This is a genomic window from Burkholderia sp. LMG 13014, from assembly GCF_905232215.1.
In the GTDB taxonomy this organism is placed as follows: Bacteria; Pseudomonadota; Gammaproteobacteria; order Burkholderiales; family Burkholderiaceae; genus Burkholderia.
The window spans coordinates 1-1708 of the sequence record NZ_CAJNKE010000899.1 but is presented as its reverse complement, the minus strand read 5'-3'; the positions used below and the strand labels follow the sequence as shown (position 1 = coordinate 1708).

Here is a 1708-nt window from a genome sequence, read left to right as displayed (position 1 = left end):
GCGCGGCCGCGCGGCTCACGCTGCGCTCCTGGATGATCACCAGATACGTGCGCAACAGGTTCCAGTCGAGACGGTCGTTCAGGAACGGGGCGAGGTCGGGGCGCATCGGGTCTCCGGGCGAGGCGTCGAGGTTGACATTAGTTGAATTTATACGGCGAATAATAACTTGAAATTTGACTAATGATTTGCGGTCGCCGATAAAGGAGGGGCTGCCGCAACGTGCGGCGCAAGGTCGCGACAGACGGCCGTTACACGATATTGCGCGTCGCCCCGCAGTGGCGCGCGTCAGGAGCCCGCATGACCCAGTCCCTTCCTTCCGCCCGCCAGCCGGGACGCGCCGCGACGGCCGCGTTCATCGGCACGATGATCGAGTGGTACGACTTCTACATCTACGCGACTGCCGCCGCGCTCGTGTTCGGCGAACTCTATTTCCCGTCGCATGACCGCTTCGTCAGCACGATGGCGTCGTTCGCGACGTTCGCGGTCGGCTTCTTCGCGCGGCCGCTCGGCGGCATCATCTTCGGCCATCTCGGCGATCGCATCGGCCGCAAGAAGGCACTGATGACGACACTGATGATGATGGGCGTCGCGACCGTCTGCGTCGGTCTGCTGCCCGACTATTCGAAGGTCGGCATGCTCGCGCCGGTGCTGCTCGTCGCGCTGCGCGTGGTGCAGGGGATCGCGGTCGGCGGCGAATGGGGCGGCGCGGTGCTGATGGCGGGCGAGCATGCGCCGCAGGGGCGCCGCACGTTCTTCGCGTCGTTCGCGCAGCTCGGCAGCCCGGCCGGGCTGATCCTGTCGCTGATCGCGTTTCGTGCGGTCACGTCGATGGACAAGGCCGACTTCCTCGCGTGGGGCTGGCGCCTGCCGTTTCTCGCGAGTTCGGTGCTGCTCGTGGTCGGCATCCTGATCCGGCTCGGCGTGAACGAGTCGCCGGAATTCGCGCGCGTGAAGGAAACCAACCGCACGGTGAAGCTGCCGGTCGCGGAAGTGTTCCGCTCCGCGTCGGGGCTCGTGGCGCTCTGCATCGGCGCGAACACGATCGGCATCGCGGGCGTCTATTTCACCAATACGTTCATGATCGCGTACACGACGCAGTACGTCGGCGTCTCGCGTTCGCTGATCCTCGACAGCCTGTTCGCGGTCGCGATCATCCAGTTCGTCGCGCAGCCGATCGCCGCATGGATCGCCGAGCGCATCGGCGGTGCGCGCTTCCTGAAGCTCGCGGCGCTGCTCGCGATGCTGTCGCCGTATCCGATGTTCATGCTCGTGCAGGGCGGCACGTCCGCATCGCTCATCGCCGGCATCGCGCTCGCGGTCGTCTGCATGGCCGGCTTCTATTCGGTGATCGCCGGTTTCGTGAGCGAGGTGTTCCCCGCGCACGTGCGCTATTCGGCGATCTCGCTCGCTTACCAGATCTGCGGCGCGCTCGCGGGCGGGCTGACGCCGCTCGTCGGCACGTGGCTCGCGCATCGCTTCGCGGGGCAGTGGTGGCCGCTCGCGGTGTTCTACACGTGTCTCGCCGGCATCTCGCTGCTCTGCATCGTCGCGCTCGACGCGCGCCGCGCGGCGCGGCCGGCCACCGCCGAAGCGCTCGGCTCGCGGTGACCTTCAACGAACGAATTCATCCGGAGTGCACATGAAAGACCTGCTGGAAGTCGACGGCGCCCGCTTGTGGCAGAGCCTGGCGGACATGGCGCGCATCGGC

At 66.7% G+C, this 1708-nt stretch carries 1 protein-coding gene and 1 pseudogene; one reads left to right on the top strand and one right to left on the bottom strand.

The features are described 5' to 3' along the window. Positions 1-106: pseudogene (locus JYJ84_RS35960) on the bottom strand (LysR family transcriptional regulator); the annotation flags it as partial. 191 nt (positions 107-297) lie between these two features. Between JYJ84_RS35960 and JYJ84_RS35955 the strand changes: the two are divergent. Further along, on the top strand, positions 298-1608 hold the full coding sequence (locus JYJ84_RS35955) for an MFS transporter (RefSeq protein ID WP_175221313.1): 1311 nt from the start codon (positions 298-300) through the stop codon (positions 1606-1608). Positions 1609-1708 lie beyond the last annotated feature (100 nt).

What these genes read in the sequence shown, in the direction of transcription:
- JYJ84_RS35955 (WP_175221313.1), top strand. Translation starts at nt 298, where the DNA reads ATGACCCAGTCCCTTCCTTCCGCCCGCCAGCCGGGACGCGCCGCGACG.